The organism is Bathymodiolus heckerae thiotrophic gill symbiont, from assembly GCF_900180345.1.
Lineage (GTDB): Bacteria > Pseudomonadota > Gammaproteobacteria > PS1 > Pseudothioglobaceae > Thiodubiliella.
Map to the genome: position 1 here is coordinate 1 of NZ_FXLV01000070.1, position 5,525 is coordinate 5,525.

Genomic DNA, 5,525 nt, shown 5'->3' on the forward strand with positions numbered 1-5,525 from the left:
ACACAAGACCTCGAAAAACACGAGGTGGGAAACAACCAGTTGAGTTATTTTTAGGAAAGGCTGTTGATTTATTAACGGCTTAGGAGAAATTGCACTTAATGTGCGAATTCAAGATCTTTTATCCATACAAAAAACAAAATCAAAACTAAATTTTATTTATTACAGCCCTACAGGATATTGCGAAGTTATTTTTATTTATCTGTATTCTACCTCTCCAAATTCTCCATAAAAAACCCAACAGGTTTATTAGCCAAAACTTGAATTTGCACACCACCCAAAACCTAAAATCAATTTTTATTTACTGGCCATTCCAAGTGTCTCGTAGACTGACGGTTTTGTTAAAAACTAGGCTGTCGCTGGCTTGATTATCACGGCAGAAATACCCCTCTCGTTCAAACTGATAAGCCATTTCAAGCGTAGCGTCTTTCATGCTTGGCTCAACAAAGCCATAAGTTACAATCAATGAGTTTGGGTTAAGTAATTGCTCAAAGTGGTCGTTCTTACCGGGGTTTTCAAGGGTGAAAAGGCGCTCGTATAGTCTGAATTCTGCTCTGAGTGCCTTACTGGCTTCGACAAAGTGAATAACGCCTTTGACTTTTCTACCATCTGTGGGGTTTTTGCCTAGCGTATCTGGGTCATAGGTGGCATAAACGGTGGTGATGTTACCGTCAAAATCAGTGTCAAATGAGGTGGCATTAATGACATAGGCATTTCGTAAGCGTACTTCTTTGTCGATAGCAAGGCGTTTAAATTTTTTATTGGGGGCAATTTCTGCAAAATCGGCTCTGTCAATATACAACTCACGAGAAAAAAAAATATCGCGTTTTCCCATCGCTTCATTTTGTGGATGAATGGGCGCTTGCAGGGTTTCTACTTGATTTTCAGGATAGTTTTCAATAATAACTCTAATTGGGTCAATCACACCCATGGTGCGTGGTGCAATAGTATTCAAGTCATCACGCACAGCGTCTTCTAGGATTTTCATATCGGTCATGCTGTCAACTTTGGAAATGCCAATGCGTTCAACAAAATCACGAATACTGGCGGCAGTATAGCCACGCCGTCTAAGCCCAGAAAGCGTTGGTAATCGTGGATCATTCCAGCCTGATACTAATCCATCTTCGACCAATTGCTGTAGTTTGCGCTTGGACATCACCGTATACTCTAAATTCAGCCGTGAAAACTCGTATTGATGCGGGCGATTAGGCTTATTAAAGTCATTCAAATGTTCAAGAATCCAATCATACAAATATCGATTATTTTGAAATTCTAGCGTGCATAGCGAATGGGTAACACCTTCAACGGCATCAGAAATACAATGGGCAAAATCATACATAGGGTAAATGCGCCACTCGTTACCTGTTTGATGATGCTTATCAAAACGAATACGATACAGTGTTGGGTCGCGCATACACATAAATGGGCTTGCCATATCGATTTTTCCCCGTAGGACGCATTCGCCTTCTGAGAATTTTCCTTCTTTCATTTTGGCGAGCAAATCTAGATTTTCTTCAATGGAAGTTTGACGATACGGGCTGTCTTTGCCCGCTTGCTTTAAGGTGCCGCGATATTCTCGTGTTTGTTCTGCATCTAAAAAACACACATAAGCCAAGTTTTTGTTAATGAGTTCAATGGCGTATTGGTAAAATTTTGGAAAATAATTAGAGCTGTATTGAATCTCGCCATCCCATTTAAAGCCCAACCATTCAACATCATTTTTAATAGATTCGACAAATTCCGCATCTTCTTTAGCGGGGTTGGTGTCATCAAAACGCAGATTGCATTTGCCGTGATAGTCTTGTGCCAAGCCAAAATTTAGGCAAATTGACTTAGCGTGTCCGATGTGTAAATAGCCATTTGGCTCAGGTGGAAAGCGTGTTTGAATGGATTTATACAAGCCTGAATCCAAGTCATCATTAAGTTGATGACGAATAAAATTGATGGGTTTTTCTGGGGGGATATTGTCGCTCATTCTAGGGCTAAATTGCTATAAAGTTAAAGATTATACTAGGTATTTTCAGCCATATATTGTAGTGCTTGGTAGAGATACTCCACAGAAATAACTTTTAACCCTTTTATTGGTTTTTTAGGGATATTTGCCTTGGGAATAATGGCAATTTTAAAGCCGTGTTTTTGTGCTTCTGACAAGCGTTCAATGGCGTTGTAAACAGGACGAACTTCGCCTGTTAAGCCAACTTCGCCAAATGCAATCCAATCATTGGGAATGACTTTATTTCTCAAACTTGACATAATAGTAAGCATAACCACCAAATCTGATGCAGTTTCATTTACTTTGATACCGCCCACAACATTCACAAACACATCTTGGTCAAAAGTGGCAATGCCACCGTGTTTGTGCAATATCGCTAATTGTAGGGCAAGGCGATTTTGATCCAAGCCGACGCTAACACGCCTAGGATTGCTACTGGATTGGTCAACCAATGCTTGCACTTCAATCATCAGCGGTCTGCTCGCCTCGCGCGTTACCATTACCATTGAGCCGGGCGAGGGCTTGACTTGATTGGACAAAAATATTGCCGATGGGTTTTCTACCTGCTTAAGCCCAGTCTCACTCATGGCAAATACGCTGATTTCGTTTACCGCACCAAAACGGTTTTTTACCGCACGAATAATGCGATATCGCCCGCCTTCATCGCCTTCAAAATACAAAACGCAATCCACCATGTGCTCTAAAATCCTCGGCCCTGCTAGTGCACCGCCTTTGGTCACATGTCCAATCATAAGTAAAATAGTGTTAGTTTGCTTGGCATATTGCGTAAGTTGAGCTGCACAATCTCGCACCTGTGTAACCGAACCAGGGGCAGAAGTTGAGCCATCCGTTACCATGGTTTGAATAGAGTCAATGACAATCACTTTTGGCTTGGTATCTTTAGCTAATTTGATAATCTTTTCCAAATGCGTTTCATTTAATAACAACACATCTTCTTTAATACCCAAACGCACCGCACGCTCACTTATTTGCTGTGCCGATTCCTCGCCACTCACATACAAAGCCACATTGTCTTTGTTAATCGCTGTCATAGCCTGCAGGATGAGTGTAGATTTGCCAATACCGGGGTCGCCACCAATTAACACCACCGAGCCGTCAACCAAACCACCACCAAGAGTGCGATCAAGCTCGCTCAAACCTGTGCTTAATCTGGCTTTATTTCCAGATTTAATGTCTGATAGTTTTTGAATTTTTGAAGGTGGAAGGCCTTGCAAAATCTCTGACTTTACAGCACTAGTTGAGGACAAAACAATTTCTTCCAAGGTGTTCCAAGCCTTGCATTCCAAACACTGACCTGCCCACTGAGAATGCGCTGCACCACATTCTCTACAAACAAACTCTGACTTAGTTTTTGCCATTTTTACTCATTAATTTATCAATTTCTAGACGGAAGGCTTCCACATCTTGGAATTGCCTATAAACCGAGGCAAAGCGAATATAAGCCACTTCATCAAGTGCTTTCAACTCTTGCATTACCCATTGTCCCAACTTGCTGGCTGGCACTTCCCGCTCAGATTGCGTCATTAATTTATGCCGAATATGCTGAATGGCTGTTTCTATTTGTGCAGTTGTTACTGGGCGTTTTTCCAAAGATTTGATCAGACCAGAGCGTAGTTTTTCCTCACTAAAAGATTCTCTAGAATTATCACTTTTAACCAATTTTGGCGGATTTAAATCAACCACTTCACGGGTCGAATAGCGCTCATTGCAAGCTGTACATTCTCGTCTCCTACGCACCTGAGAGCCGTCATCAATCAGGCGTGTGTCTAGGACTTTAGTATCATCAGATTGACAAAATGGACAGCGCATAATTAATGGTTAATGGTTAATGGTTAATTGTAAACGGGGTGGTTGGTGCAAAGCACGGCAACTTTGGTTTTAACTTCGTTGATCACTGATTGATTATCAGGCTCATCACAAATATCGCACATCCATGTGGCTAAATCAGCGCAGTTTGTTTCGTTAAAACCACGCGTTGTTACCGCTGGTGTGCCAACACGAATACCGCTGGTAACAAAGGGGGATTGTGGGTCGTTGGGTACGGCGTTCATATTGACGGTAATGTGTGCACTACTCAAAGCAGCGTCCACCGCTTTGCCTGTTAATCCTTGGTTGATAAAACTCACCAAAAACAAGTGGTCATCTGTGCCACCTGATACCACATCAAATCCCCGTTCAATAAAGACATTGGCCATCGCTTGTGCATTAACCTTTACTTGTTTTTGATAAGTCTTATATTCATCACTCATTGCCTCTTTAAAACTCACCGCCTTGGCAGCAATAATATGCATCAACGGACCGCCTTGAATGCCGGGGAAAATGGCAGAATTAAGTTTCTTTTCAATAGCCTCGTTTGCCTTAGCCAAAATCAAACCGCCACGAGGACCACGAAGTGTTTTATGTGTTGTGGTCGTGGTTACATCAGCAATTGCGACTGGCGATGGGTACTCACCCGCTGCTACCAAACCCGCAACATGCGCCATATCAACCATCAAATAAGCGTCAATACTATCTGCAATCTCTCTAAAACGCTGCCAATCCACCACACGAGAATACGCCGAAAATCCAGCAATAATCATCTTGGGCTGATGCTCTTTTGCCAAAGCCTCAACTTGTTCATAATCAATTTCGCCTGTTTCCTCGTTCAAACCATACTGAATAGCGTTAAAATTCTTACCCGAAAAACTCGGTGCAGCGCCATGGGTTAAATGCCCGCCATGTGCCAAACTCATCCCTAAAATTGTATCCCCCGGTACCAACAACGCCTGAAAAACTGCCGCATTTGCCTGTGAACCAGAATGTGGCTGCACATTCGCATAATCTGCACCAAACAACTTCTTAGCACGGTCAATCGCCAACTGCTCTACCACATCCACATGCTCACACCCGCCATAATATCGCTTGTGCGGATACCCTTCAGCATACTTATTAGTCAACTGCGACCCCTGTGCCTCCATCACGGCTGGCGAAGTATAGTTTTCACTAGCAATCAATTCAACATGTGCCTCTTGGCGTGCTTCTTCTTTGGCAATTGCCTCTGCAATATCACTATCTACCTCGGCTAAAGTTTGGGATTTATCAAACATAATTCTCCTTGTTGTTTATATAATATCTAAAATTTTAAAGAATTTATTTTAACGCACAAACACCTAATTGTTAACACAAAACTCAACCTCTCATACAATAAAAACGCCACTGCATAATTCAAGCAAATCTTACTCAAAAAAAAGCCCTGTTTTTACGGGGCTTTTTTTCTTTGTTTATTTTATTTACTTATTAAAGCGGTGCGGTTAATTATCTTGAATTCGCATAACAAGTGCAATTTTAATTGTAATTAAATAGCCAGTTGTAATAAACTTTGCTATTTTCTTACTACGGGAAATTGCAATGAATTATCAACAACTGACTAACGATGAACGATACCAGATAAAAGCGTGTTTACAACTACATATGAATCAGATTGGCATTGCCAATCTGTTAAACAGAAGTCCGGCAACTATCTCACGTGAGATTA

General features: G+C 41.6%; 5 protein-coding genes. 1 reads left to right on the forward strand and 4 read right to left on the reverse strand.

Annotated elements, in window-relative coordinates; genetic code table 11:
• Positions 1–298: 298 nt before the first annotated feature.
• From CRYPD_RS07260 to glyA, 4 genes are read right to left on the reverse strand one after another with little or no spacing between them, the layout of a single operon-like run.
• Entirely contained in the window at positions 299–1,972 is a 1,674-nt protein-coding gene (locus CRYPD_RS07260; RefSeq protein WP_138146919.1) for a glutamine--tRNA ligase/YqeY domain fusion protein, read from the reverse strand.
• A 35-nt stretch (positions 1,973–2,007) separates the two neighbouring features.
• The gene (gene radA, locus CRYPD_RS07265) at positions 2,008–3,369 is read right to left on the reverse strand and encodes a DNA repair protein RadA (protein ID WP_138146920.1); all 1,362 of its coding nucleotides are present in this window, start codon (positions 3,367–3,369) and stop codon (positions 2,008–2,010) included.
• Positions 3,356–3,820 carry a transcriptional regulator NrdR gene (gene nrdR / locus CRYPD_RS07270; protein ID WP_138146921.1) on the reverse strand — a complete coding sequence of 155 codons (465 nt, stop codon included), beginning with the start codon at positions 3,818–3,820 and terminating at the stop codon, positions 3,356–3,358. Before nrdR ends, radA begins: the two co-directional genes overlap by 14 nt.
• A gap of 23 nt (positions 3,821–3,843) precedes the next feature.
• The gene (gene glyA, locus CRYPD_RS07275; protein WP_138146922.1) at positions 3,844–5,097 is read right to left on the reverse strand and encodes a serine hydroxymethyltransferase; all 1,254 of its coding nucleotides are present in this window, start codon (positions 5,095–5,097) and stop codon (positions 3,844–3,846) included.
• A 301-nt stretch (positions 5,098–5,398) separates the two neighbouring features.
• On the opposite strand from glyA, the gene CRYPD_RS08510 reads away from it, so the two are divergent.
• Positions 5,399–5,525 (forward strand): helix-turn-helix domain-containing protein (locus CRYPD_RS08510; RefSeq protein ID WP_171004394.1); only part of this gene is annotated, 127 nt, incomplete at its 3' end.